The 24,275-nt window shown below is 71.6% G+C and carries 22 protein-coding genes and 1 pseudogene; 10 read left to right on the top strand and 13 right to left on the bottom strand.

Annotated elements, in window-relative coordinates; translation table 11 throughout:
• Window positions 1–92: 92 nt before the first annotated feature.
• The 3 genes from SLINC_RS41780 to SLINC_RS41770 are packed head-to-tail and all read right to left on the bottom strand — an operon-like array spanning window position 93 to window position 4,110.
• Window positions 93–2,462 carry a glycoside hydrolase family 65 protein gene (locus tag SLINC_RS41780; RefSeq protein ID WP_067443628.1) on the bottom strand — a complete coding sequence of 790 codons (2,370 nt, stop codon included), beginning with the start codon at window positions 2,460–2,462 and terminating at the stop codon, window positions 93–95.
• Complete coding sequence (locus SLINC_RS41775; protein WP_067443627.1) at window positions 2,459–3,232, bottom strand: HAD family hydrolase; 774 nt, start codon at window positions 3,230–3,232, stop codon at window positions 2,459–2,461. The genes SLINC_RS41780 and SLINC_RS41775 overlap by 4 nt, the downstream gene beginning before the upstream one ends.
• Window positions 3,233–3,234: 2 nt before the next feature.
• Window positions 3,235–4,110 (bottom strand): universal stress protein, encoded by an 876-nt coding sequence (locus SLINC_RS41770; RefSeq protein WP_067443626.1) that lies wholly within the window; start codon window positions 4,108–4,110, stop codon window positions 3,235–3,237.
• A gap of 1,017 nt (window positions 4,111–5,127) precedes the next feature.
• Between SLINC_RS41770 and SLINC_RS50110 the strand changes: the two genes are divergently transcribed.
• Window positions 5,128–5,253 (top strand): hypothetical protein, encoded by a 126-nt coding sequence (locus tag SLINC_RS50110; protein WP_257785194.1) that lies wholly within the window; start codon window positions 5,128–5,130, stop codon window positions 5,251–5,253.
• A gap of 135 nt (window positions 5,254–5,388) precedes the next feature.
• Window positions 5,389–6,282 (top strand): universal stress protein, encoded by an 894-nt coding sequence (locus SLINC_RS41765; protein WP_067443625.1) that lies wholly within the window; start codon window positions 5,389–5,391, stop codon window positions 6,280–6,282.
• 91 nt (window positions 6,283–6,373) lie between these two features.
• On the opposite strand, the gene SLINC_RS41760 is transcribed toward SLINC_RS41765, so the two are convergent.
• On the bottom strand, window positions 6,374–6,565 hold the full coding sequence (locus SLINC_RS41760; RefSeq protein ID WP_067443624.1) for a hypothetical protein: 192 nt from the start codon (window positions 6,563–6,565) through the stop codon (window positions 6,374–6,376).
• 182 nt (window positions 6,566–6,747) lie between these two features.
• On the opposite strand from SLINC_RS41760, the gene adhE reads away from it, so the two are divergent.
• The 3 genes and pseudogenes from adhE to SLINC_RS41745 all read left to right on the top strand — a co-directional run bounded on the left by adhE (window position 6,748) and on the right by SLINC_RS41745 (window position 10,256).
• Window positions 6,748–9,414: a bifunctional acetaldehyde-CoA/alcohol dehydrogenase gene (gene adhE, locus SLINC_RS41755; RefSeq protein WP_067443623.1), complete on the top strand. Its 2,667-nt coding sequence runs from the start codon at window positions 6,748–6,750 to the stop codon at window positions 9,412–9,414.
• A gap of 93 nt (window positions 9,415–9,507) precedes the next feature.
• A pseudogene (locus SLINC_RS41750) lies at window positions 9,508–9,879 on the top strand (DUF4389 domain-containing protein); the annotation flags it as partial.
• Complete coding sequence (locus SLINC_RS41745; protein ID WP_067443621.1) at window positions 9,876–10,256, top strand: hypothetical protein; 381 nt, start codon at window positions 9,876–9,878, stop codon at window positions 10,254–10,256. The pseudogene SLINC_RS41750 and the gene SLINC_RS41745, both read left to right, overlap by 4 nt.
• Window positions 10,257–10,287: 31 nt before the next feature.
• Here SLINC_RS41745 and pflA read toward each other — a convergent pair whose 3' ends face one another.
• The 7 genes from pflA to SLINC_RS50305 form a co-directional block, all read right to left on the bottom strand.
• Window positions 10,288–11,034, bottom strand: a complete 747-nt coding sequence (pflA, locus tag SLINC_RS41740) for a pyruvate formate-lyase-activating protein (protein ID WP_182449269.1) — start codon at window positions 11,032–11,034, stop codon at window positions 10,288–10,290.
• On the bottom strand, window positions 11,031–13,289 hold the full coding sequence (gene pflB / locus SLINC_RS41735) for a formate C-acetyltransferase (protein WP_067443620.1): 2,259 nt from the start codon (window positions 13,287–13,289) through the stop codon (window positions 11,031–11,033). Before pflB ends, pflA begins: the two co-directional genes overlap by 4 nt.
• Window positions 13,290–13,515: 226 nt before the next feature.
• On the bottom strand, window positions 13,516–14,133 hold the full coding sequence (locus SLINC_RS41730) for a DoxX family membrane protein (protein WP_067446359.1): 618 nt from the start codon (window positions 14,131–14,133) through the stop codon (window positions 13,516–13,518).
• A gap of 140 nt (window positions 14,134–14,273) precedes the next feature.
• On the bottom strand, window positions 14,274–16,658 hold the full coding sequence (locus SLINC_RS41725) for a phosphoketolase family protein (protein ID WP_067446356.1): 2,385 nt from the start codon (window positions 16,656–16,658) through the stop codon (window positions 14,274–14,276).
• Window positions 16,659–16,770: 112 nt separating this feature from the next.
• On the bottom strand, window positions 16,771–17,601 hold the full coding sequence (locus tag SLINC_RS41720; protein ID WP_182449268.1) for a universal stress protein: 831 nt from the start codon (window positions 17,599–17,601) through the stop codon (window positions 16,771–16,773).
• A gap of 286 nt (window positions 17,602–17,887) precedes the next feature.
• Window positions 17,888–18,307 (bottom strand): hypothetical protein, encoded by a 420-nt coding sequence (locus SLINC_RS50310; protein WP_310736515.1) that lies wholly within the window; start codon window positions 18,305–18,307, stop codon window positions 17,888–17,890.
• A 74-nt stretch (window positions 18,308–18,381) separates the two neighbouring features.
• A complete protein-coding gene (locus SLINC_RS50305; protein ID WP_310736514.1) occupies window positions 18,382–18,891 on the bottom strand; it encodes a nitroreductase family protein in 510 nt (169 codons plus the stop codon).
• Between the two features lie 207 nt (window positions 18,892–19,098).
• Here SLINC_RS50305 and SLINC_RS41710 point away from each other — a divergent pair, with 207 nt between their 5' ends.
• From SLINC_RS41710 to SLINC_RS41695, 4 genes are all read left to right on the top strand, one after another.
• Entirely contained in the window at window positions 19,099–19,677 is a 579-nt protein-coding gene (locus SLINC_RS41710) for an Rv1733c family protein (RefSeq protein WP_107406750.1), read from the top strand.
• 247 nt (window positions 19,678–19,924) lie between these two features.
• Window positions 19,925–20,635 (top strand): nucleotidyltransferase domain-containing protein, encoded by a 711-nt coding sequence (locus tag SLINC_RS41705; protein ID WP_067443618.1) that lies wholly within the window; start codon window positions 19,925–19,927, stop codon window positions 20,633–20,635.
• Window positions 20,632–20,928 (top strand): BON domain-containing protein, encoded by a 297-nt coding sequence (locus SLINC_RS41700; RefSeq protein WP_067443617.1) that lies wholly within the window; start codon window positions 20,632–20,634, stop codon window positions 20,926–20,928. Before SLINC_RS41705 ends, SLINC_RS41700 begins: the two co-directional genes overlap by 4 nt.
• A complete protein-coding gene (locus tag SLINC_RS41695) occupies window positions 20,925–21,650 on the top strand; it encodes a metallophosphoesterase family protein (protein ID WP_067443616.1) in 726 nt (241 codons plus the stop codon). The genes SLINC_RS41700 and SLINC_RS41695 overlap by 4 nt, the downstream gene beginning before the upstream one ends.
• A gap of 47 nt (window positions 21,651–21,697) precedes the next feature.
• Here SLINC_RS41695 and SLINC_RS41690 read toward each other — a convergent pair whose 3' ends face one another.
• Window positions 21,698–22,903, bottom strand: a complete 1,206-nt coding sequence (locus tag SLINC_RS41690; protein ID WP_182449267.1) for an amidohydrolase — start codon at window positions 22,901–22,903, stop codon at window positions 21,698–21,700.
• A gap of 233 nt (window positions 22,904–23,136) precedes the next feature.
• Here SLINC_RS41690 and SLINC_RS41685 point away from each other — a divergent pair, with 233 nt between their 5' ends.
• Window positions 23,137–23,700, top strand: coding sequence for a hemerythrin domain-containing protein (locus tag SLINC_RS41685; protein WP_067443614.1), 564 nt, complete (start codon window positions 23,137–23,139; stop codon window positions 23,698–23,700).
• Window positions 23,701–23,733: 33 nt separating this feature from the next.
• Here SLINC_RS41685 and SLINC_RS41680 read toward each other — a convergent pair whose 3' ends face one another.
• Entirely contained in the window at window positions 23,734–24,264 is a 531-nt protein-coding gene (locus tag SLINC_RS41680) for a hypothetical protein (RefSeq protein WP_067443613.1), read from the bottom strand.
• Window positions 24,265–24,275 lie beyond the last annotated feature (11 nt).

Raw genomic sequence — 24,275 nt, 5'->3', positions numbered from 1 at the left:
TTCACGGCGCTCCCCATTTCCGGGATGCCGACCGGCTCCGTACGACGGGACGAGAGCAGCACCGCGTCACCGGGCTGTTCGGATCCGCCAGGTCATTCCGGGAGAAGCAGACGGCCCGTCTCCCCCGGCTCAAGGCACACCGTGCGGTCGGGCAGCCGTACATCGATGGGGGAAGCGTTGGAGGAGGGCACTTCGATCTGCAGCAGTTCGCGTTCCAGGCGCAGCCGTACGCCCCAGTGGCCGTGATAGCGCAGGGCGAAGCCGTAGGAGGAGAGTTCGGGCAGCGGCACGGGGTCGAGCCACAGTGCTCCGCCCCTCGTCTCCAGGCCGGTCAGCCCGCGCTGGACGAGATCGAGGGTGCCGGCCATCGCGCCCAGATGGATGCCCTCACCGGTGGTGCCGCCCTGGAGGTCGGCGATGTCGCCCTGGAGGGCCTCCTGGCAGTACTTCCAGGCCTCCGCCCGCCGGGCGCGGGCCAGCACCCAGCCGTGGACCAGGCCGCTGAGGGTGGAACCGTGGCTGGTGCGGTGCAGGTAGTGGTCGACGGTGCGCCGCCAGGTCCCCTCGTCGAGGCGCAGCCCCAACCGCCCGAACAGGCCTTGGAGTTCGGCCGGTGAGAAGAGGTATCCGAGCATGAGGACGTCGGCCTGCTTGGAGGCCTGGTAGCGGTTGACGGTGTCGCCCTCGGCCTCCAGGATCCGGTCCAGGCGCCGGATGTCGCCGTAGCGCTTGCGATAGCCGTCCCAGTCGAGTTCGGCGAGGTCGCCGTAGCCCTCGAACTGGCTGATGACGTCGTTGTGGAAGGGCACGTGGAGCGTGCGGGAGACGTCCTCCCACAGTTCGAGTTCGCCCCCGTCCAGGCCGGTGCGCTCGACGAGTTCGCGGCGCCGGGGCTCGGGCAGGGCCTCCACCAGCTCCAGGGCGCGCGCGAGCACCCAGGCGGCCGTGACGTTGGTGTACGCGTTGTCGTCGAGGCCCGGCTCGCGGGCGTCGGGATAGGCCTCGTGGTACTCGTCCGGCCCGACCACACCCTTGATGCGGTGGCGGCCCAGCCGCTCGTCGTAGACGGCCGAGTCGGCCCAGAAGCGGGCGATCTGCAACAGCATCTCGGCACCCTTGGTGTGCAGGAACTCGGCGTCCCCGCTGGCCTGGCAGTACTGCCACACGTTGTACGCGATCGCCGAGCCGACGTGGTACTGGAGCCGCGAGTGGTCCGGCAGCCAGCGCCCCGAGCGCGGATTGAGGTGGAGCTTCTGGGTCTCCTCGCGTCCGTCGCTGCCACTCTGCCAGGGGTACATCGCCCCCCTGCGGCCCACCGCCCGGGCCGCCGCGCAGGCCTGGTCGAGGCGCCGGTGGCGGTATCGCAACAGGGCACGGGAGACCTCGGGGAAGTGCAGGTCGAGGTAGGGCAGGACGAACAGCTCGTCCCAGAAGACGTGCCCGCGATAGGCCTCTCCGTGCAGGCCCCGGGCGGGCACACCGACGTCGAGGTCGGCGGTGTGCGGCGAGAGGGTCTGGAGCACATGGAAGAGGTGCAGGTGCAGGATGTCGCCCGCCTCCCCGGGTACATCCAGTTCGGCCCGGCGCCACAGCTGGTCCCAGGCGGTGAGGTGGGACTCGAGCAGTTCCTCGAAGCCGGGGGCCCGGTCCACCCGGTCGACGGCGGCGTACAGCGGGTCGCTGATCGCCGGGTCCCGGGAGGTGTGCAGGGCGACGGTCTTGTCGACGGTCGCGGTGCTGCCGGGGTCCAGCCGCAGCGTCAACCGCTGGATGGCGCGGGCGGGTTCGTGGTGGACGGCGACGGGAGCCTCTGCGGTGAGGCGTGCCGCCATGCCGATGCGGATGTCCGAGGTCCGGGTACGGCAGCGCAGCCACACGGTGTCCGGAGCGGCGGTGCCGGTGTGCACATGGGTCAGGTGGCGGCCGTCCAGGTCCCGGTAGCGCGCCACGCCGGCGTTGGTGACGCCGCCGTCGAGAGCCGCCTCGACCTCGAGCTCGGTGGCGAAACCCTCGGCCGTGAACTCGGAGCGCAGCGCGGCCAGATGAGGATCGGCCATGTGCACGAGACGTTGCTGCCGCACCATCAGTACCCGGTCTCCGCCGAGGTCGTACCGCGTGCGGCGTTCCAGCAGTCCCGCCAGCAGGTGCAGGGTCTCGCAGTGCTCGACCACCGTCGCGGTGTCCGGGGTGAGCCACGGTCCGCCGGGCAGGCGGACACGTAGGGGCAGCCAGTTCGGGACGTTGACCATGTCCTCGTTCTCGACCTGGCGGCCCGCCACCCCTGAGGTGAGCCGGTTGTAGCAGCCGGCCACATAGGTCCCCGGGTAGTGGATCTCGTCGGCGGAACACTCCGGCAGCGCCCCGCGGGTGGCGAAGTAGCCGTTGCCCAGCGTGCACAGCGACTCCCGCAACCGCTCGTCAGCGGGTTCGTACCCCTCGTACTCCCAGCTCCAGCCGGTCACTTCGACCCTCCTTCGGCGCACAGTTCTCCGAGGTCGCGTACGACGATGTCGGCCCCGTGGCGCAGCAGCCGTGCGGCGGTGTCGTCGCCGGCGTCGCGGTCCACGCCGACCACCAGGGCGAATCCTCCGCGCCGACCTGCCTCCACACCCGCCAGGGCGTCCTCCACGACGGCGGCCCGGTCGACGGGGACACCGAGGCGGCGGGCCGCTTCCAGGAACAGGTCGGGCGCCGGCTTGCCCGCCAGACCCAGCCGGGCCGCCTCGCCACCGTCCACGAGGACGTCGAACAGGTCGAGCACGCCGGCCCGGTCCAGCAGCTCACCGGCGTGCCGGGAGGCGGAGACCGCGGCGCGGGGCACCCCCGCCCGGAGCAGCGCCCGCACCAGCCGTACCGTTCCCGGATACGCGTCGATCCCGTGTTCGCTCAGCCGCTCGACGAAGAGGCGCTCCTTGTCCGCGGCGACGGCTCGTACCGTCTCCTGCGACGCCTCGATGCCGCGTGCGGTGAGGAAGGCCGCCGCGCCGTCGAGGCGGGACCGGCCGTCCACATGGCGCAGATAGTCGTCCCGCACGTCGAACGGGCGCCGCTGGTGAGGGTCTTCGGGCGGGTGGCGGAGCAGGAAGGCGTCCAAGGCGGTCTTCCAGGCGGCGGCGTGCACCCGGGCGGAATCGGTGATCACACCGTCGGTGTCGAAGACGACGGCGCGCACCTCCCGCAGGTCCGCCACGAGCGCGTCGCGGAACATCCCGGTGGCAGGGGGGCGGCTCATGGTCACACCCGTTCCGGTACGACGACGACCGGGCAGGCCGCGTGGTGCAGCAGCGCGTGTCCCACGCGGCCGAGCTGGAGGCCGAAGTGGCCGGTCCTGCGCCGGGCCCCGATGACCAGGAGGTCCGCCGCGGCCGACCGGTGCCACAGGACCTTGTGCGCCGGTCCCTCGACGGTGGCGCGGCGCACCCGGACCGTGGGGTGGTCCGCCTCCGCGTCACGCAACGCCGTGTCGAGCAGGGCGGAGGCCCGGTCCCGGAGGTGGTGCGCCGGCTCCCCGGCCATGAGCAGGTGCTCCGGCGTCCCGTGCGCGGGCCGGCGCCAAGCGCGTACGGCGTCGAGGACGCATCCGCGTGCCTCGGCCTCGCGGAACGCGAACCGCACCGCCTCGCCCGCGCTCGCCGGGTCGTCCACACCGAGCAGGATCCGCTCATGAGGGCCGGCCGGATCGGCCTTGTCACCCCGGACCACGACCACCGGGCAGTGCGCGCGGCCCGCCAGGGCCAGGGACACAGAACCCAGGAGCAGGCCCGTCAGATCACCGCGGCCGCGGGAGCCGGTCACCAGGGCGAAGGCGTTGTTGCCCTCGCGCAGGAGCGCGGGCACCGCCTCCTCGGGCACCACCTCCGCGGAGACCTTCACATCGGGGTCGCGCCGCCGAGCGCGCTCCGTCGCGGCGGTGAGAATGTTCTCGGCCGCCGTCCGCCCGGAGGGGGGTCCGTCGTCATCGGCGGGCAGGGCGCCCTCGTAGCGTTCCCACAGGGAGGCGTACACCAGCCGCAGCGGCACACCGTGCCGGGCTGCCTCGTGTACCGCCCAGTCGACCGCGAGGTCACTCGCCGGCGATCCGTCGACCCCCACGACCAGGGGCAGCTCCATCGTCCCACCGCCTCTCGTGAACCTCACCGTCGTACGACGGGAGGCGCCTTCTCCACTGTGGCACCGGCCACCGGCGGACCGCAGGGGCTGTTCGGCCTCTGCCGGGGACCTTCGGCCCTGCACCGGTCACCCGCCGGCGGCGTCCGCACGGGCGTCGTGCGCGCGAACCCGCGCGCGCATCGACGCGCCCCTCTCAGAGCCAGTGCGTCGCGGACGAGCGTGAGCAGGAACGTCACGCCGGTGGCCGCCAGCAACAACCAGGCGAACCGCTCCCAGACCTCCGGTGCCGGACTCGTGGCCACTGTCCCCACTCCCCTCCGCAGCACGTCCTTCTCCCTGCCATCGAACTCCGTTCCGGGCCGCCGCGCGTGAGCCGAACGGCCCGGACGACGGCCTGGGACGCCGCTGCCGGAGCCCGCTCGGCCTGCTCTCCCCGCCTGTCACCGGACGAGAACGTGCTCTCCGGCGGCGCAGGCCGGCAAGGCCCTGGATGAGTCCGCAGTCCATCAGGACGCGGGCGTGGTCGCTCTCGACGAGGAGCTTTCTCCCGGTGGCCGTTCCCACGCCGCCCAGGGAGGTGGGGAGCGCGGGTCTGGAGCCGGACCGCGCGAGGCCGGGACCGTACGCCGTCATGACGTCCTTCTCCATTCGCGGAGAAGCGGCCCGCGGCGCCGCGCACCGCGCACCGCGCGATCAGGATCCGCGAGAAGCGGGTGGGGTCCTTCCCCTCTCCACTGTGGAGCGGGTGACCGCGGCGTGCCCCGCCGGTCAGAATCCGGTCCCGGACATGGGCCGAGTGATCCCTCCCCGGGGCCATGGCGACGCTCGGCGTCACCGCGGCCATCGGGTCCGGTCTGTGAGGCCGCCATCCGCCCCGGCCACCCGCACGCCAGTCCCGCTGCCGCGGTCTCCGCGCGGTCGGCACCCCGCTCATCGACGTGGCCACGGCACGCCGGCGGTAGACCGCGTACGGGCGGGTCGTCGGGGCCCTTGGCGGCGAACCTCAGCCTGTCGGACTTGAGTTCTCGTCCGCCCCTGGGCCTGTTGCTCCTCGCCAGGGTGGCGACCGCCGCCCGGATCCACACCGGCACCGGCGTACGGCGTGCGGCACCTCAGCGTGCCTGTGCCATGGAACCGCGCTGACCTGTGACAAAGGGCCGTTCGGCCCCGCCGCGTGGCCCGCCCGGACCCTGCCCGGCCCGGTGTCCGCGCGGGGATGCTGGTACTGGAGGAACCCGCACAGAGACGTGCGGGCACTGATCCGGGGAGGTGTTGGCCGTGCTCAGCCCAATCGTCGTAGGACTGGACGGCTCGCGCGAGAGTCTCGCGGCCGCCGACTGGGCGGCCCGGGAAGCCCTGAGACGCGGCCTGCCGCTTCGCCTCGTCCACGCATGGCAGGGCGGTACCTCGCCCACCGAGTCCGAACTGCCCGAGCTGGAGGCGCCACGCCACTGGGCCCGGCGGATCCTTCGCGGCGCCATGGACCGGATCAGCGAACGCTACCCGCAGCTCTATCTGAGCGCGGATCAGATCTCCCGTCCCGCGGCCGACGCGCTCGTCGCGGCGGGTGACGACTCCGAGATGCTGGTCCTGGGCAGCCGTGCTTTCAGCGGCTTCGGCGGGTTCATGGCCGGTTCCGTAGCCCTGGCCACGGTCGCCCATGTAACGCGGCCCGTGATCCTCGTCCGCGCCGACCAGACCATCGAGGACGAGCATCTGCCGGACGAGGAGGGCCGCAAGTCGGCGCACACGCCGTACCGCGACGTCGTGGTCGGCATCGACCCGGCGCACGGGTTCGAGGAACTGCTCGCGTTCGCGTTCGAGAGCGCGAGGCTGCGTGCCGCACCGCTGCGGGTGGTGTACGCCTGGCGGCCGCCGTACGTGCCCACCGCACTGGAGGCCAAGGCGCGCAGAGACCTCGGGCGGGCCGCCGAGCGGACACTGGCCGCAGTCCTCACACCGTGGCGGGAGAAGTACCCCATGGTCGAGGTCCAGGAGCTCGTCGAGGAGGGGAACGCGGCTCAGAAGCTGCTGGACATCACGCAGGACGCCGGTCTGCTGGCCGTCGGCCGCAGGATCGGCCCCGCCCGGATCGGGCCCCACACGGGACCGGTCGCGCACGCGGTGATGCACCACGTGCGTTGCCCGGTCGCGATCGTCTCCCACACGTGAGCCACGTGCGTGAGTCCGTGCGTGAATCGTCCCTCTCGGCCCGTCCGTCACGGGCGGGCCGAGGCCGAAGGCACTGAAGGGGCGCGGCCCGTCACGGGCCGGCCTCGGAGCACACCCTGTTCGTCGTCGCTGCCTCGACACGCGGGTGCTCGGCGAGGAAACCGGCGCCTTGGACACGGCCGCCGAACTGGTCCGGGACGGGTTCACCGATCGCCTCTCCCGGCCACCGGCCGGCCTGCCGCTTGGCCGGCATCCCCTCGGGCATCTCCTCCGCCTCCGACATGCCGCTGGGGCCATTCGGCCCGGGTGACCGGGGCCGGTCGGAGGCTCTTCGAGGACCGGCGGGGTCTGCGCGGCGGGGCGGTCCCGGAGGGACGCTGCTGGTGGAGCGGTGTCGAACTCTCACCCCACCGCTCTCGCGGGCCGCAGGCGCTGCGGCTCCCCATTGACCACGGAGGCACCGTCATGACCCGCCACGACGACCGCACCGCGACCGCCGGCCGCGCCGAGGCACCGTCGGACACCGCCGTCACCGTGGACCGACTGGTCACGAACGGGCTCAAGGCACTGGCCGACTACGAACAACTCGACCAGGAACAGGTCGACCACATCGTCAAGAAGGCCTCGGTCGCCGCCCTGGACCAGCACACCACCCTGGCGCGGCTCGCGGTGGAGGAGACCGGACGGGGTGTCTTCGAGGACAAGGCGGCCAAGAACATGTTCGCGTGCGAGCACGTCACGCACAGCATGGGGCGCATGAAGACGGTCGGGGTCGTCGCCCGCGACGACATTGAGGACATGGTCGAGTTGGCGGAACCGGTCGGTGTCGTGTGTGCCGTCACGCCGGTCACCAACCCGACGTCCACCACCATCTTCAAGGCGCTGATGGCGCTGAAGACCCGCAATCCCGTCGTGTTCGCCTTCCATCCCTCCGCCCAGCGCTGCAGCGCCGAGGCCGCCCGGATCGTGCGCGACGCGGCCGTCGCCGCGGGTGCGCCGGAGCACTGTGTCCAGTGGATCGAGACCCCGTCCGTCGAGGCCACCGGCACGCTCATGCGCCACTCGGGCGTCTCCCTGATCCTCGCGACCGGCGGCAACGCCATGGTCAAGGCCGCATACTCGGCGGGCAAGCCCGCTCTGGGCGTGGGCGCCGGCAACGTCCCGGCCTACGTGCACAAAAGCGCCAGGCTACGCCGGGCCGTCAACGACCTGGTGCTGTCCAAGTCGTTCGACAACGGCATGATCTGCGCCTCGGAGCAGGCCGTCATCCTGGACACCGAGATCTACGACGCCGCCCTGACCGAGTTCCGTACGCTCCACGCCCACCTGGCCACCGCCGAGGAGAAGGCGAAGCTGGAAGCCTTCCTCTTCCCCGCCGACCGGACGGGGAAGGGCTGCGAGCCCAAGGTCAACTCCGCGGCCGTCGGACAGAGCCCCGCGTGGATCGCCGAGCAGGCCGGCTTCACCGTGCCCGCCAACACCTCCCTCATCCTGGTCGAGGCCGAACGCGTCGGTCCGGCCGAGCCACTGACCCGCGAGAAGCTCTGCCCGGTCCTCGCCGTGCTGCGCGCCGACTCCGAGCAGCAGGGCTTCGACCTGGCCGCCGACATGGTGGCCTTCCACGGCCAGGGCCACAGCGCCGTCGTACACACCGAGGACCGCGCGCTGGCCGAGGCGTACGGCCGGCGTATGAAGACCGTGCGGATCATCGTCAACGCTCCCTCCTCGCAGGGCGCGATCGGCGGCATCTACAACGGCCTGCTGCCGTCGCTGACACTGGGCTGCGGCTCCTGGGGCAGCACCTCGGTGTCCAACAACGTCTCCGCCGTCCAACTGCTCAACATCAAGCGGGTGAGCACCCGCCGCAACAACCTCCAGTGGTTCAAGGTCCCGCCGAAGATCTACTTCGAGCCGGGGTCCATCCGCTACCTGGCGTCCATGCCGGACGTCCACCGCGTCACGATCGTCACGGACGCGACCATGACCAGGCTCGGCTTCGTCGACCGCGTCTCGCGCGTCCTGCAGCGGCGCCGCGAGCCGGTGACCGTGCAGGTCATCGACAACGTCGAGCCCGAGCCGAGCATCGACTCGGTGCGGCGGGGCGCCCGCCTCATGGGGGACTTCCGCCCGGACACGATCATCGCCCTGGGCGGCGGCTCACCGATGGACGCGGCCAAGGTGATGTGGCTGCTGTACGAGCAGCAGGCCTCCGGCAAGGACCTGGACTTCGCCGACATGCGGCAGAAGTTCTCCGACATCCGCAAGCGTGCCTTCCGCTTCCCGACCCTCGGTGCGCGGGCCCGCCTGGTGTGCGTGCCCACCACCTCCGGAACCGGCGCCGAGGTGACGCCTTTCGCGGTCATCTCCGACCCCGCCACCGGAAAGAAGTACCCGCTGGCCGACTACGCGCTCACCCCGAGCGTGGCCATCATCGACCCGTTGCTGACCACGGGGCTGCCCGCGACGCTGGCCGCCGACAGCGGCTTCGACGCGCTCACCCACGCCATCGAGGCGTATGTGTCCGTCTACGCCAACGACTTCACCGACGGTCTCGCCCTGCACGCGATCCGGCTCGTCTTCGACCACATCGAGGTGGCGGTGAACGACGGTGCCCCGGAGGCACGGGAGAAGATGCACAACGCCGGCACCATCGCGGGCATGGCCTTCGGCAACGCCTTCCTCGGCATCGTCCACGCCATGTCCCACACGCTGGGCGCCACCTTCCACATCGCGCACGGCCGCACCAACGCCGTCCTGTTGCCGCACGTCATCCGCTACAACGGCTGCGTCCCGACCAAGCTGACGGGCTGGCCGAAGTACGAGGACTACCGCGCTCCCGAGCGCTTCCAGGACATCGCCCGCACCCTGGGCCTGCCCGCCGCCACCCCGGCCGAGGGTGTGGCGTCGCTGGCCTCCGCGGTGGAACGGCTGCGCGACGCCGTGGGCATCGAGCCGTCGTTCCAGGCTCTCGGCGTCGACGAGCACGCCTTCCTCGACGCCCTGCCCCAGCAGGCCCTCAACGCCTACGAGGACCAGTGCGCGCCGGCCAACCCGCGGATGCCGATGCTCGACGACATGCAGGAGATCATGCGGGCGGCCTACCACGAGCCGACAGACGTATCCGGCGAGTAGCCCGTCGACATGCGGGACCGACGGCCTGCGCGTCACCCCCGGTCGGCCCTCCCTCCAGGGCCCGATCGGGGCGACGCTGGTTCTGGGCCCGGCCTGGTCACCGGGCGCTGTCCCCGCGCACTGTTCGACTTCAACCTCGGGGTGCTGCGCTGGAGTTGGCGGGTCGCCTATTACTCGTACGGCGCCCTGACCACCGACCGCTACCCGCCCTTCAGCCTGGGCGAGGAACCCGGATACCCCGCCCGGCTGGACATCGCCCAGCCCGAGCACGCGCTGGCGGTGATCGCCGCCGTGGCCCTGGCCTTCACGCAGAAGTACCCCAGGAGCCTGTTCGACCTGATCCTGGGTCTGAACCGGTGGGTCCTGCGGGTCGCCGCCTACGCCGCGCTGATGACCGATGCCTACCCGCCCTTCCGGCTCGACATGGGCGGCACCGAACCCGGCGATCCGGAGGTGCGTCCATGACCGCCTTCCTCGCCGGGGCGTTCCTGATCCTGCACGGACTGCTGCACGCCGGCGTGTGGGCGGCGCCGCAGCAGCCGGACAGGGCGGCCCCGTTCGTTCCCGGGCACTCCTGGGTCCTGGCGGCCGGTCATGTCTCCCTCGCGCAGACCAGGGCCTGGGCGTTGGTCATCGCCTGGTACACGGCCGTCGTCTATTCCCTCGCCGGTGCCGGGGTGCTCGCCGGCAGCGCCTGGTGGCCCACGGCGGCTGTCGTCGCGGCCGCGAGCGGGCTTGCTCTGAAGGCGATCTGGTTCGACCCGTGGCTCGGCGTCGGCGTGCTGCTCGACATCGGCGTCGTCGTCGCCGGGGCCTGTACGTGGCCGCCGTCTCTCTACTGATACCGATGCCTGCCGACTGCCTGGGAGGCGCTCAGAGCGCCCGCAGCCCGTGCCCCCGGAACTGCTCGCGCACCCGCTCCGTGAGGTCGGGATCCGGCACGGGCGTGTCGCGCAGCGGGAAGGGGATGCCGAGCGCGTCGTACTTGTGGGCGCCGAGCTTGTGGAACGGCAGGACGTCCACCCGGTCGACGTTGGACAGACCGGACAGGAACGTGCCGAGACCGTCGATGGCCGCCGGATCGTCCGTCCAGCCGGGCACCAGGACGTACCTGATCCACACCGGGACGCCGAGCCGGTCGAGGCGGGTGGCGAAATTCAGGGTCGGGGAGAGTTCACCACCGGTCAGTTTCCGGTAGGCGGCGACGTCGAAGGATTTGATGTCCAGCAGGACCAGGTCGGTGTCGGCGAGCAGTTCGTCGGTCGCCCGAGCGCCGAGGAAGCCGGAGGTGTCCAGGGCGGTGTGCAGACCGAGTTCCCTGCACCGGCGGAAGATCGCTGCCGTGAACGCGGGCTGCAGCAGCGCCTCGCCGCCGGTGAGGGTCACTCCTCCGCCGGCGGTCGTGAGGAAGGACCGGTACTTGTCGATCTCGGTCATCACCTCGTCGACGGTGGTGTGCTTGCCGTCGCGCATGTGCCAGGTGTCGGGGTTGGCGCAGTACAGGCAGCGCAGTGGGCAACCGCTGAGGAACAGCACGAACCGGGTCCCGGGGCCGTCCACTCCCGTGGACAGGTCCCAGGAGTGGACGCGGCCCGTCACCGGCTCGACGACGGTGTTCACAGCGATCCGTGGAAGGTGCGGCTGATCACGTCGAGCTGCTGCTCGCGGGTCAGACGGACGAAGTTGACGGCGTATCCGGAGACCCGGATCGTCAGCTCCGGATACTTCTCCGGGTGCTCCATCGCGTCCTCCAGTGTGGCCCGGTCCAGCACGTTGACGTTCATGTGGAACCCGCCGGAGACCGTGTACGCGTCGAGGATGCCGACCAGGTTGCCCGCCCGCTCGTCGGGGTCGTGTCCCAGCCCCTCGGGCGTGATGGTCGTGGTCAGCGAGATACCGTCCCGCGCGTGTTCGTACGGCAGCTTGGCCACCGAGAGCGCGGAGGCGGCGACCCCGTGGCGGTCGCGGCCGTTCATGGGATTGCCGCCGGGAGCGAAGGGCTCTCCGGCACGCCGGCCGTCGGGGGTGTTGCCGGTGTGCCTGCCGTAGACGACGTTGGAGGTGATCGTCAGGACCGACTGCGTGTGTTCGGCGTCCCGGTAGGTGGGGTGCTTGCGCACCTTGGCCATGAACGTCTTCACCAGGTCCACGGCGATGGTGTCGGCGCGGTCGTCGTTGTTGCCGTACGCCGGGAACCCTCCCTCGGTCCGGAAGTCCACCGCCAGCCCGGCGCTGTCGCGGAACACCTTGACCCGCGCGTACTTCACGGCGGACAGGCTGTCCGCGGCGACCGACAGCCCCGCGACGCCGCAGGCCATGAAGCGGTGCACCGGGTGGTCGTGCAGGGCCATCTCGATGCGCTCGTAGGCGTACTTGTCGTGCATGTAGTGGATGACGTTGAGCGTGTTGACGTACGTCTCGGCCAGCCAGTCCAGCATGCGGTCGTACGCCGCCGACAGCTCTTCGTAGTCGAGGTACTCACCGGTCAGCGCGGGCATCGCGGGTGCGATCTGCTCGCCGGTCATCTCGTCCCGGCCGCCGTTGACGGCGTACAGCAGCGCCTTGGCGAGGTTGACGCGGGCGCCGAAGAACTGCATCTGCTTGCCCACGGCCATCGCGGAGACGCAGCAGGCGATGGCGGTGTCGTCGCCGGTGCGCGGGCGCATCAGGTCGTCGGACTCGTACTGGATCGCGCTGGTGTCGATGGAGAGCTGCGCGCAGAACTGCTTGAAGCCGGTGGGCAGCCGCGACGACCACAGGACGGTCAGGTTGGGCTCGGGAGCCGGGCCGAGGTTGTACAGGGTCTGCAGGAAGCGGAACGACGTACGGGTGACCAGCGGACGGCCGTCGGTGCCGATGCCGCCGATGGACTCGGTGACCCAGGTGGGGTCGCCGGAGAACAGCGCGTCGTACTCGGGCGTACGCAGGAACCGGACGATCCGCAGCTTGATCACGAAGTCGTCGATCAGCTCCTGGGCACGGCTCTCGTCGAGGACGCCCTCGTCCAGGTCACGCTGGAGGTAGACGTCCAGGAAGGTGGAGGTGCGGCCCAGCGACATCGCGGCGCCGTTCTGCTCCTTCACCGCGGACAGGAAGCCCAGGTACAGCCATTGCACCGCCTCGTGCGCGGTGACGGCCGGCCGGGTGACATCGCAGCCGTACGAGGCCGCCATCCGCGCGAGTTCACCGAGCGCGCGTATCTGTTCGGCGAGTTCCTCACGGTCGCGGATGACGTCCGGGTCGGAGGGACGGGCGTCGAGCAGGGCGCGTTCGGTTTCCTTGGCCTCGACCAGGCGGGCCGTTCCGTACAGCGCCACGCGCCGGTAGTCGCCGATGATCCGGCCACGGCCGTAGGCGTCCGGCAGGCCGGTGATGATGCCTGCCTTGCGTGCGGCGCGCATCTCGGGGGTGTAGGCGTCGAAGACACCGTCGTTGTGGGTCTTGCGGTAGGTGCTGAAGACACGGGTGACGAACGGGTCGGCCTCGTAGCCGTATGCCTTGAGACTGTTCTCGACCGTCCGCAGCCCACCGTTCGGCATGATCGCCCGCCGGAGCGGGGCGTCGGTCTGCAGGCCGACGATCAGTTCGCGGTCGCGGTCGATGTAGCCCGGCCGGTGCGAGGTGATGGTGGACGGGGTGCCCGGGTCGACGTCGAGGACGCCCCGGCGCCGCTCCTCCGGGAACTGCCCCGCCACCTTGCCCCAGACGGCGAGTGTGCGCTCGGTCGGCCCGGCCAGGAACGTGGAGTCGCCCTCGTACGGTGTGTAGTTGCTCTGGATGAAATCGCGCACGTCGACGTGGTCCCGCCAGTGCGTTCCGGCGAAGCCTCGCCACGCGTCGGCCGTCCGGATCTCCGCTGCCACCGTTGCCGTCATCGCCGCTCTCTCCCTCGCTCCGCACCTGAACTTCTGCGCTTTCGATGCTCGTCGCTCGTGATGCCCGAGAGGAGGGCCTGTCGGCGCAGTCCGGACACGCCATCCGTCCCCGTCTGTGGGCCGATGGGCCCCGTCGGCCCGAGCGCCGCTCCCCGGCGGCCGCGCACGAACGACCGGGGCACCTCCGCCGAAGAGCGGAGGTGCCCCGGTCCGACGAGCACGCGGGTCACAGCAGCCAGCGGTTGCGGCTGACGAGGGGCAGCCGTGCCCAGGCCCTGCCGAGACCCCAGGTGGCACCGGCGCCCGCGACCGCGAGGGCGATCAGGACCACGGCGTAGACGACGTGGTATTCGGCGAACGGGTTGGTCGACATGCTCGGCGACCCGTCCGACAGGTGCTTGGCCGGCGGCCACTCCGCGATCCACATCAGCGCCATCATCGCGGTGCCGGCGACCGCGGCGAGCCGCAGTCCGATGCCCGCGATCAGGGCGAGACCGACGGCGAGCAGGCCGAGCATGAACAGCCAGTCCGCCCAGGCCGCTCCGGCCCAGTCGTGGAACGTGGACTCCATCGGTCCGGCGGCCACGCCGCTGAGGAATCCCCTCGTCGGCGAGCCGCCGTCGATCCAGCCCTTGCCCGACTGCGTCGCGTAGCCGAACCCGAAGGTCTTGTCGAGGAACGCCCACAGGAAGACGAATCCGGTCAGCAGCCGCAGCCCGGCGAAGACGTGCGCCCGGGCAGCTGTCGCCGCCGCCGTCGAGGTCTCGGCAGTGGCCGTACCGGCCCTGCGCCGGGACGGGAACCGGAATCCCAACTGGCGGTGCGGGTGGTCGTGGACTGCCATGATGCTCATCCCCTCCAAGGGTGACGCTCGCGGGTCTCCATGACCCTCGTCGCCTCTTCAATGTCCCGCTCGCGTCGGCCGGATCGCAGGGGCCGCCGGCCCCTCGCCGTGGGGCCGAACGTCCCCGTCGGCGGGCCCGTTCAGCCGTCCCAGGTCCAGTCGGCGACCTCGGGCAGGTCGGTGCCGTACTCACGGATCCACGCGTGGTGACGAAGCCGGGTGTCCTCCATCCGCTGGCGCAGGACGGCGGCGCGCACCGCGAGTCCGGGCACACGGTCGATGACGTCCATGACCAGGCGGTAGCGGTCGAGATCGTTGCGGACGATCATGTCGAACGGCGTGGTCGTGGTGCCGATCTCCTTGTAGCCACGCACATGAAGGTTGTGGTGACCGGCGCGCCGGTAGGCCAGGCGGTGGATCAGCCAGGGGTACCCGTGGTAGGCGAAGATCACCTGCTTGTCACGGGTGAACAGGGCGTCGTACTCCGCGTCGGGCATGCCGTGCGGGTGCTCCTCGGCGGGCAGCAGCCGGGCCAGGTCGACGACGTTGACGACCCGCACGGACAGCTCGGGCAGATGGACGCGCAGCAGCTGGGCGGCGGCCAGTACCTCCTGGGTGGGCACGTCGCCGGCGCAGGCGAGCACCACGTCCGGCTCCCGCTCGCCGTTCTCCGTGCCGGCCCAGTCCCAGATGCCGGCGCCCCGCGCACAGTGCACCTTCGCCTGCTCCATGGACAGCCAGTCGAAGCAGGGCTGCTTGCCCGCGACTACGACGTTGACGTAGTCGCGGCTGCGCAGCACGTGGTCCGCCACCGACAGCAGGGTGTTGGCGTCCGGCGGCAGGTAGACGCGGACGACCTCGGGGCTCTTGTTGAGGACGTGGTCGATGAACCCGGGGTCCTGGTGGGAGAAGCCGTTGTGGTCCTGGCGCCACACGTGGGAGGTGAGCAGGTAGTTGAGGGAGGCGATCGGGGCACGCCAGGGCAGCCGGCGGGTGACGCGCAGCCACTTGATGTGCTGGTTGACCATCGAGTCGACGATGTGGACGAAGGCCTCGTAGCAGGAGAACAGTCCGTGCCGACCGGTCAGGAGATAGCCCTCCAGCCAGCCCTGGCAGGTGTGTTCGGAGAGGATCTCCATCACCCGGCCGTGCCGGTCCAGGTGTTCGTCCACCGGGAGCGTCTGTGCCTGCCAGGCTTTGCCGCTCGCGTCGAACACGGCCTGGAGCCGGTTGGACGCGGTCTCGTCCGGACCCACGATCCGGAAATCACGGCGCCCATGGGTGGCGTGCATGACGTGTTCCAGCAGGTCGCTGAGGACCCGGGTGGGCTCGTGCAGGGTCGCGCCGGGTTTGTCCACGGGGACGGCGTACCGATCCAGCGGGGGCAGCGGCAGTTCGCGCAGCAGGAGCCCGCCGTTGGCGTGCGGGGTGGACCCCAGGCGGCGGGCGCCCTCGGGGACGCAGGCCAGCACCTGCTCACGGGGGCGGCCGTGCTCGTCGAAGAGTTCCCGGGGCTTGTAGGAGCGCAGCCAGGCCTCCAGCTGCCGCAGGTGCTCCGGGTTGTCGCGTACGGCGGACAGCGGGACCTGGTGGGAGCGCCACGTGCCCTCCACCGGCAGTCCGTCGACCTCGGCGGGGCCGGTCCAGCCCTTGGGGGTACGCAGCACGATCACCGGCCAGTGCGACCGCTCGGAGACGCCGTCCTCACGCGCGCTGCGCTGGAGGAAGCCGATGCGGTCCAGGGCGTCGTCCATCGCGGCGGCCATCGCCCGGTGCACGGTCATCGGGTCGTCGCCGGTGACGTGGATCGGGGAATGGCCGTATCCCCTCAGCAGCTCGTCGAGCTCGTGCTCGGGAATGCGGGACAGTACGGTCGGATTGGCGATCTTGTAGCCGTTCAGGTGCAGGATCGGCAACACGGCGCCGTCGTGGACCGGGTCGAGGAACTTGTTGGAGTGCCAGGAGGCGGCCAGCGGCCCGGTCTCCGCCTCGCCGTCGCCGATCACGCAGGCGACCAGCAGGTCGGGGTTGTCCAGGGCAGCCCCGTAGGCATGCGCGAGCGAGTAGCCGAGTTCGCCGCCCTCGTGGATGGAGCCGGGTGTCTCGGGGGCGACGTGGCTGGGCACGCCGCCGGGGAAGGAGAACTGCCGGAACAGCCTGTCCATGCCGGCCGCGTCCCGCGAGACATCGGGATACGTCTCGCTGTAGCTGCCCTCCAGCCAGGAGTTGGCGAGCACCGCGGGACCGCCGTGCCCAGGGCCCCAGATGCACAGGGCGTCCTGGCCACGGGCCTTGATGACACGGTTGAGGTGGGTGTGCACCAGGTTCAGCCCGGGCGAGGTACCCCAGTGGCCGAGCAGCCGCGGCTTGACGTGCTCCGGGCTCAGCGGCTCGGTCAGCAGGGGGTTCCCCATGAGGTAGATCTGGCCGACGGACAGGTAGTTCGCGGCACGCCAGTGGGCATCCAGCGTCCTCAGCTCGTCGTCCGTCAGTGCGGTGGGCGCCTGCTGTGGGTCGGCGGACATGTCGGGTTCCCTTCCGGGGCGGGAGTCGAGGGTGTACGTCTCCCCACCCTGCTCCCGCCCACCGGGACCCGACAGGGCCGACCGGGCCATCCCTGTGGGCCGGTCGTTCCGGTCATCCTGTGGGCACCACGGCCACCGGGCAGTGGGAACGGTGCAGGAGGGTGAGGGCGACCGGGCCCAGGCGTGGACGCAACCGGTCACTGTGGCGGTGGACGCCGATGACCACGAGTCCGGCCTCACCGGTGGCTTCGAGCAGCGCGTGGGCGGGGCCGGTGCGGACCGTACGGGTCTCGATCGCGACCTCGGGGTAGCGGTCGTGCAGCTCGGCCATGGTGAAGCGCGGTACGGCCTCCTCGGCCGCGTCGCGCAGGGCGAGTTCGCGCTGTCCGGGACTGGTCGCGGGCACCGGGGAGGGTAGTTCGGGCGCGATGCGCCGGTGGGTCCAGGAGTGCAGGACACGCAGCCGGGTACCACGCCGCTCGGCCTCCTGGAAGGCGTAGACCGCCGCGTCCGCGTCGGCGTCGCTCTCCAGGCCCAGCAGCACCTCTCGGCCGTCGTCGCACCGGTGATCGCCCCGTACGACGAGCAGCGGGCCGCGGATGCTCGCGGCCAGTCGCAGACTCACCGAGCCGAAGAGCAGACCGCTGAACGCTCCGAACCCGCGGTTGCCGACCACGGTGAGCGCGGTGCCCCCGCTCTCGCGCAGCAGCGCGCGTGCCGCGCCGCCTTCGGACGCCCGGGTGACGACCGGCAGGCCGGGATGCTGGGCGTGTATCCGTGCGGCGGACGACGCCAGTATCGGCCCGGCCTCGTCCCGGTCGGGCACGGCATACACGACGCGCAACGTGGCGCCGCGCCGTACCGCTTCCTTCGCGGCCCGGTCCAGGGCGCGCACGGCCACGGTCGAGCCGTCCACTCCGACGACCACGTACTGCGAGTTCATGTCGCTCTTCTCTTCTCTCGACGAGCTCACGGCCCGTGATCAGTTCGGACTCGACACGCACGAGGACTCTTCGGGCGAAGGCCAGTCGTAGGAGTACATGGCCACCGTGCTTCACCCGGTGCCGCGGTATGCGTCTCATCGTCGGCCGGGCAGGAGAGCACGGAGAGGGGCCATGGGGCCCGTTCCCACCGGCGAGCGGCCCCTGGCGGAACGGGACGGCTGGGCGGGCCGTGGGGCACGGGCCGGGCTGGCTGCCGGGCCGGTCATGACCTGTGCGAGGGCGCAGTCATCGGTTCGGCGGCCTCACCTCGAACACCGCGTCGGGTGCACGTCGTGGCGTGGCGAGGCCCTCCGGGCCGTAGCCGAGACGGATCAGCATCTGCGCGTGTCCGGTGTGGTCGGGGGCGGGGCTCAGCATGCGCCGCAGATCCGGCCATTCCATCGGCTGGTGCATCAAGGAGGCTCGCACCCCGTGCGCCGTGGCCACCAGCAGGATGTGCTCGAGTGCCTCCCCGCCCCGCAGCCAATCGGTGCGGCGGTCGTGTGTGGTCGTCAGCAGGGCGATGACCGGGCTGGTCTCGAAGTCCTGCGCGACCAGCCGTTCCGGATGGCGTTGCGCGGTGAAGTCACGCATGGGGAGGTGTTCACGCGCGTCCTGCGGACCGAGTACCGACTGCGGGAGACCGATGTCGGCGGGATCGTTCACATCCTTGTGCACCCAGCGACGGCTTTCCAGGCCGCGGCCTGGGTCGGCGCGACTGCGCCGCTCGGCCTCGGCGGTCAGTCGCAGCAGATGAAGGTGGTTTCGGCCGACTCGGGAAGGACGAGCGAAGCGCCTTCCGCGTGGGCCGCTTCGGCGAGTTCCACGAGGACATGCGACGGCAGCGGATTCTCCGAGAAGGGGAAGCGGCTGCTGTGGCGGTGCCAGATCGCGGGGTAGAGATCGGCGCGGTGCCCTCCGGTGGGCCCAGTACGGACACCCGTGAGCCGAACGGTGGCGAGGAGGCCCGCGTCCTCGGGCCGGGGCAGCAGTCGGACGACAGGCGACCAGCCGAAGTGGGCCACCGCGACCCGGAGGTTGAAGACGGACGCGCCCACAGACAGGTGCAGGGCGCGTGCCACGGGATCGGCCTGGCGCAGGCTCCGCTCCGGCACGGCACGCACTTCGAAGGCGACGGCCTCGGGGTCCAGCCGGTAGAGCCATGGCTGGGTGTTGAAGAACGAGGGCGCTGCCACGGCGGCCGAGATGCAGGCTTCCAGTGTGGCGGCGTCAAGTGGCGCGTTGCGCATCGTGGCCTCCTCTCGTACGGGCGTCGGGGGTACTGGTGCCTTCGAGGGTGGCGGCTCGGCGGTGCCGTGGTGAGGGGCCGATGGTCCCTCGGCCGTGGAAGGTCGGGGCCCGATCGGCCCGGGGATGCCGTCTGATCGGCCCCTGCCACGGGGGTTTTCCCCGGTGCCACCTTCATGAGAGCGACGACAAGGAGAAGGAGCCGACCGATGCGTGGTGCCCGGAGGACCGAACAGTGGTTCTGGCGGTGGCGGAGCAACCCGCTGCGCCGACGCGACGACGTGCTGGATGCCTGGCTCGTGACGGCCGTCTGGGCTCTGATCATTGTGGGCGGCACACTCTGCGGAGCGGTGACAGGCCGGGCCGCCGACGGTGTCTTCGCGCAGCAGCGCGCCGAGCGGACCGCCGTACGCGCCGTCCTCCTCACCGGCACTCCCCAGGCGGCGTCGAACAGCTACCGCTCAGTGGCGAAGGTCCGTTGGACCGCCCGGGACGGTTCCACCCGCACCGGGAAGACGTTGGTGAAGGCGGGGAGGGCAGCGGGGTCCAGGATGACGGTCTGGACGGACGCCCGGGGTGAGCTGACCACCGAGCCGCCGAGCCGCGGGGAGGCTGCCGTCGAATCGGCCCTGCTGGGGGCCTCCGCCGCCCTCGCGTCGTCGGGGCTGGTGGTCGGCATCGGCGGCGCGGCGCGGTGGCGGTTGAACCGGCGGCGCATCGACAGCTGGGGCACGGAGTGGGCACTGGTCGGTCCGCAGTGGGGACACAAGATTGTCCCGCACGACTGACTCGACGGCGCGGCCGCCTCCGCACGCGGGACGCCGGGATACGACCTGTAGGTCGCCACCGAGCCGGTACAGAACGGCCGTCTGCGGTCCGGGTCCGCCCACGCCGGCCCGAGAGATGGCTCAGCACCGGCCCGTCGTGCTCGTGTCGATTCCGGCGCCCCGGGTACTCGGCCCTCGCCGTCACGGTCCTTCGACGGCGGTCCCCGGGCAGGGACCGCGCGGGGGCCGACCAGGAAAGGGGGCTTCGATGGCGCAGCACGCCGACGACAACGCTCTCGACCAGCGCGCCGGCGTCGCCGAGCTGCGGCTGGCGGCGGGAGACCCGGAACTCGTCCCCCAGAACGAGGTGCTCGCGGGTGATCTTCCCCTGGACCGCAACCAGGCGATCCTCCAGGCCGCCAAGCAGGTCGGGGCGATCCTGAAGCGCAAGGGGCACCTGTTCGCGCTGGCGGGGAGCGTCGCCGTGTACGCGCACGGGGGCGCCCAGAATCTCCAGCACGACGTCGACTTCTGCATCCGGCCCGAGGACGCGGACGCCGTCGCCGACACCCTGCGCGAGTCCGGACTCCAGGTGTTCACACCGCCGGAGGACTGGCTGCTGAAGGCCAACTGCCTCGGCCAGCAGGTCGACCTCATCTTCGAGCTGGCGCACCAGCCGGTCACGACGGAACTGCTGGCGCGGGCCCAGGAACTGTCCGTCGACTCGGTCTTCATGCCGGTCCTGGCCCCCACCGACCTGGTGCACAGCCTGATGGCCGCGTTCTCCGAGCATCACTGCGACTTCGGGGCGGTCCTGCCGATCGCCCGCACCCTGCGGGAACGGGTCGACTGGGAGGAGGTGCGCCGCGCCTGCGGCGACGCGCCGATGCCGGACGCCTTCTTCTACTTCCTGGAACGGCTGGAGGTCATTCCGCCCGGCCCGGACAGGCAGCGGCGCCCGAAGGAGGGACAGCCATGACCGAGCCCGCCGCGGAGCACGCGGGCACCGGCGGGACCGCCCGCCCCGAGGAGAACGTCGAGTACCGCGTCGCCCATCTGCGCGACCGCCTCGCCGCCGAGGAACTCGGCGAACTGGGCGTGCGGGCGGAGATCCGGGCCGGAGCGGTCGTGGTCAGCGGCACGGTGCCCTCCGCACAGTGCCGGGAGACCCTGCTGCGGACCGTCGACGAGGCGCTGGCCGGACTGGCCGTGCACACGGACGTGGTGGTGGCGGAGAACGCCTCCCCCGATCACGCTGAGGAGCTGTCGTGATCCGCGTCGCCGCCGTGGGGGACATCCACATGGGGCCCGACAGCCAGGGGCTGCTGCGGCCCGCCTTCGACACGCTGCCCGACTGCGCCGACCTGCTGCTCCTGGCCGGGGACCTCACCCGGCACGGCACCCCGGAGGAGGCCCGCGTCGTCGCCCAGGAGGTACGGGGGCTGCCGGTACCCGTCGTCGCCGTGCTCGGCAACCACGACCACCACGACGAACAGCCCGAGAAGGTCACCGGCATCCTCCAGGAGGCCGGCGTGACGGTCCTGGAGGGCGAGGGAACGGTCCTGGAATGCGGCGGCACCCGGGTCGGCGTCGCCGGGACCAAGGGCTTCGGCGGCGGGTTCGTCGGACGCAGCGCCGGGGAGTTCGGCGAACCGCTGATGAAGGAGTTCGTGCGCTACACCCGGCGCAGCGCGGACGGTCTGCGGTCCGCCCTGGAGGAACTGGGGAAACAGGACTGCGAGGTGCGGGTGGCCCTCACCCACTTCTCCCCCGTCGCCGACACCCTCGCCGGCGAGCCGCCGGAGATCTACCCGTTCCTCGGCAGCTATCTGCTCGCCGAGGCGATCGACACCGCGGGCGCCGACCTGTCCGTCCACGGACACGCCCACGCGGGCACGGAGCACGGGATGACCGCCGGGGGCGTACGCGTGCGGAACGTGGCCCAGCCGGTGATCCGGCGGGCGTTCAACGTGTACCAGTTGCACACGTCCTGACGGAGGCGCACCACCTCGTCCCGTCATCCCGCATCATCCGGGCCGCTTCATCCGAGGCTGAGCCCCGTCGCGTGGTCGATCCACGCCCGCTCCCGTACCTCCGGGCGCAGCAGCACGTCCAGGGCCGTGCAGGCCAGCGCCTCCGTGGCCGCCAGCAGGACCTGACGGCCACGCTCGGAGGCGGCCGCGGCGGCGAACTCGGGTGTGTGGTCGGAACCGTCCGGACCCATGATCGCGACGAAGGGGTGGATGGCAGGCACCCGCCCGCTGACGTTCCCGATGTCGGAGGAGCCCAGGTACACGCCCGGTGCGGGCGGTGTCATGGTGAGGCCCGCCCGTTCCAGGTGCCGGGCGAACCGCCCGGAGAGGACCGTGCTGTCGCGGAAGTGCTCGTAGCGGAGCGTGGCGCGGACCACCGAGGCCGTCGTTCCGGTCGCCCGGGCCACGCCGTGCGCGCAGGTGAGCAGTTCCCCCGCGAGGTCCTCCAGCGCCGTGGTCGTCGCGGCGCGCAGGCCGAAGAGGCCCTCCGCGTACTCGGGGACGATGTTCGTCGCCCGGCCGCCGTCCGTGACGATGCCCTGGACGTGCGAGCCCTCCGGCAGCCGCCGTCCGATCACGGCGAGGGTGTTGAACAGCTGGATCAGCGCCGCGAGGGCGTCGATGCCCTCGGTGGGGTTGCCGGTGGGGTGGGCGGCGCGGCCATGGAAGCCGACCCGGTACTGGGCCTGCGCGGTCAGCGGGGCCCACTGCCAGCTGTACACCCCCGGATGGAACATCAGCGCGGCGTCGACGTCGTCGAACACTCCGGCGTCGACCTCGGCCACCTTGCCTCCGCCGCCCTCCTCGGCGGGCGTGCCCACCGCCATGACCGTGCCGTCGTCCTCGTCCAGGACGGCCCGCGCGACAAGGGCGGCGCCGAGTCCGGCGGCGGCGATCAGATTGTGGCCGCAGGCGTGCCCGAGGCCGGGCAGGGCGTCGTACTCCAGCAGCAGCGCGACGGACGGGCGGCTGCGGGCGCCCGCCCGGGCGACGAAGGCCGTGGGCAGTCCGGCCACGCCCCGCTCCACCGCGAATCCCTCGCGCTGGAGCTCCGCGCCCAGCAGCGCGGCGGCCCGGTGTTCCTCGAAGGCGTACTCCGGGTCGGCGTGCAGTTCCCGCGCGACCTCCCACAGCAGCTCCGCCCGACGGGCCACCTCCTTGCGTACCCGTGCGGACAGTTCGTCCACGGCCGTTCCGTCTACGGCGTCGCTCACGTGGCCTCCCCGGAGGTCGTACGTCCGTGTCCCGCACGGGTTCCAGCGATCGGCCCGGCCCACACCCACCGGGACGGCTTTCGTCGGCCGTGGCCCGAGGTACGCCCCTGGTAAAGGAACTGTCCCCACAGGTACTGACAAGTCTGTGACCAGGCGTACGACGCCCCCGCCTGGGCACTCGGGCGTCGGCGGTTCCGACCGGAGCCGCCGCTGACTGGCTGGAGGTGAAGGGCATGGGACACGGAGGAGACGTCATCGACGAGCTGGTGACCGATCACCGGGAGGTCGAGGAGATCTTCGGCCGGATCGAGTCTCTGCCGTCGGGTGACAAAGACCGCAAGGTCTACGCCGACCAGGCCACCATGGAACTGGTGCGCCACTCGGTGGCCGAGGAGGCCTACCTGTACCCCGCGGTGCGGGAGCACCTGGTCAACGGGAACACCATGGCGGACCGGGAGATCGAGGACCACTCCAAGGCCGAGCGGATCATGAAGGATCTGGAGGGCTGTGAGGCGGGTGACCCCGAGTTCGACCGGCTCGTCACCATGCTCATGAGCGAGATCCGCTCCCACATCGCCGACGAGGAGGAGAACCTCTTCCCCCAACTGCGGGTGGCCTGCCCGGCGGACGCGCTGAACGACCTGGGCGACAAGGTCCGCATGGCCAAGAAGGTGGCCCCGACCAGGCCGCACCCCTCCGCTCCGGACACGCCCCCGGCCAACAAGCTGCTGGCCCCGGGCGCGGGCCTGGTCGACCGGCTGCGTGACGCGCTGACCGGACGCGGCAAGCACGGCTGAGCCCCTGCTGCGCCGACTTGGGGGGCACCGCCGTCAGGCGATGAGCGCCCGCCCCGGCCGCAGCCGTTCCACCAGCTGGTCCCGGTGCAGATCGGCCACCGGGGCGAGAAGGTCCGGGTGGCGCAGCAGGGCGGCCGCCCGGCGGTCGGTGTCGTCGGGCGCGGTCAGACGTCGGAACTCGGCGACCGAAGCGGCGGTGGGGCCGCCCTCGGCGATCGCGCCCACCGCCCGGTCGGCCAGGTCGGGATCGGTGAGCAGACAGGCCGCCCAGCTCGCCACTACCTCGTCGACCCAGGTCCGCCAGGCGCGTTCGTCCGGATCCTGTGTCTCGGCCCCGTCCGTGCCCCCCGTGAGCCAGTCCAGCCGGGTGGCACCGCCGGGGCCGGCCATGTGGACCAGCGCGGCGTCCATCGGCGTGGGATACCGCAACCAGGCGGCCACCGTCACGGCCTGCCGTGCCTGCACCTCACACAGAGCGGAGGCGAGCGCGCCGCCGCCCGACGGGTAGGCACAGGTCAGCCACTGGGAGGTCGCGGCGATGAGCGGGGAGAGTTCTGCGAGCACTTCCGGGGCCG

The sequence above is a fragment of the Streptomyces lincolnensis genome (genome assembly GCF_001685355.1).
GTDB lineage: Bacteria > Actinomycetota > Actinomycetes > Streptomycetales > Streptomycetaceae > Streptomyces > Streptomyces lincolnensis.
This window is presented reverse-complemented; position numbering and strand designations above follow the sequence as displayed.

Bases quoted from the DNA above. Each gene is read 5' to 3' on its own strand.
- SLINC_RS41775 (WP_067443627.1), bottom strand. From the start codon at position 3,232: ATGAGCCGCCCCCCTGCCACCGGGATGTTCCGCGACGCGCTCGTGGCG.
- SLINC_RS41760 (WP_067443624.1), bottom strand. From the start codon at position 6,565: ATGTCGGAGGCGGAGGAGATGCCCGAGGGGATGCCGGCCAAGCGGCAG.
- SLINC_RS41745 (WP_067443621.1), top strand. From the start codon at position 9,876: ATGACCGCCTTCCTCGCCGGGGCGTTCCTGATCCTGCACGGACTGCTG.
- SLINC_RS41725 (WP_067446356.1), bottom strand. From the start codon at position 16,658: ATGTCCGCCGACCCACAGCAGGCGCCCACCGCACTGACGGACGACGAG.
- pflB (WP_067443620.1), bottom strand. From the start codon at position 13,289: ATGACGGCAACGGTGGCAGCGGAGATCCGGACGGCCGACGCGTGGCGA.
- SLINC_RS41770 (WP_067443626.1), bottom strand. From the start codon at position 4,110: ATGGAGCTGCCCCTGGTCGTGGGGGTCGACGGATCGCCGGCGAGTGAC.
- SLINC_RS41705 (WP_067443618.1), top strand. From the start codon at position 19,925: ATGGCGCAGCACGCCGACGACAACGCTCTCGACCAGCGCGCCGGCGTC.
- SLINC_RS41730 (WP_067446359.1), bottom strand. From the start codon at position 14,133: ATGGCAGTCCACGACCACCCGCACCGCCAGTTGGGATTCCGGTTCCCG.
- SLINC_RS41710 (WP_107406750.1), top strand. From the start codon at position 19,099: ATGCGTGGTGCCCGGAGGACCGAACAGTGGTTCTGGCGGTGGCGGAGC.
- SLINC_RS41720 (WP_182449268.1), bottom strand. From the start codon at position 17,601: ATGAACTCGCAGTACGTGGTCGTCGGAGTGGACGGCTCGACCGTGGCC.
- SLINC_RS50305 (WP_310736514.1), bottom strand. From the start codon at position 18,891: ATGCGCAACGCGCCACTTGACGCCGCCACACTGGAAGCCTGCATCTCG.
- SLINC_RS41685 (WP_067443614.1), top strand. From the start codon at position 23,137: ATGGGACACGGAGGAGACGTCATCGACGAGCTGGTGACCGATCACCGG.
- SLINC_RS41700 (WP_067443617.1), top strand. From the start codon at position 20,632: ATGACCGAGCCCGCCGCGGAGCACGCGGGCACCGGCGGGACCGCCCGC.
- adhE (WP_067443623.1), top strand. From the start codon at position 6,748: ATGACCCGCCACGACGACCGCACCGCGACCGCCGGCCGCGCCGAGGCA.